Origin of the sequence: Fervidicella metallireducens AeB (genome assembly GCF_000601455.1) — a bacterium.
GTDB lineage: Bacteria > Bacillota > Clostridia > Clostridiales > Caloramatoraceae > Fervidicella > Fervidicella metallireducens.
The window spans coordinates 1-764 of record NZ_AZQP01000149.1 but is presented as its reverse complement, the minus strand read 5'-3'; the positions used below and the strand labels follow the sequence as shown (position 1 = coordinate 764).

Sequence of the window (764 nt, the reverse complement as noted above, 5' to 3'; positions counted from 1 at the left end):
AAATTAGAAGAAAAATTAATAAGTAATACCCAAAAAGTCAACAATACAATAGATACTTTAGAACTGGACTTTAGTTGTTTACCTAATGTTAAAATGTCTATTGTTAATTCAGATATATTTTAGAATGAAGATAAATGTAAAATAAAAACTGTTAATATGCGTTTATAGCTGAGGTAATTGTCAAAGCTTAATATAATTTAAATAGATTGTTTAGAGTAGAGGATATTAATTTTTATATTGTAATGGTATACTAAAGTTGTAACACCTCAATCTAATAGATATAATAAATCTATAAGAAAAGAGGGATACCTATGCAAAAATATTATGAAGAAGAGTTTAAAAAGAAAATAGTCCGTCTTCATCTGGAAGAGGGGCGTACTATAAAAAGTTTAGCTGAGGAGTACAGCGTTTCAAAAGCAGCTATATCCATCTGGATAAAGGCTTACCGTGAAGAATGCCAAACAAACCACGAATTAAAGGAAGAATACGATTATATGAAGGAAAATTTAAGGCTCCGCAAGGAACTTGAAGAGTTAAAGAAAGAGAACCAGTTCCTAAAAAAAGCGGCGGCATTCTTTGCGAGGGAAATCGATTAGTGGTTTATCGATTTATTCAAGATAATTGTAAAGAATTCGGATTAAGATGGCTTCTTCGAAGATTCAATTTATCACCGAATGCATACTATAACTTTCTGAAGGATAGGAAGTCTAATTATCATGCCCAAAAACAGAAAATACATGATGAAATTAATAAAATATATCATT

General features: G+C 29.7%; 1 pseudogene. It reads left to right on the top strand.

What is annotated here, in order from left to right:
- Positions 1-311 precede the first annotated feature (311 nt).
- Positions 312-764: pseudogene (locus Q428_RS15305) on the top strand (transposase); the annotation flags it as partial.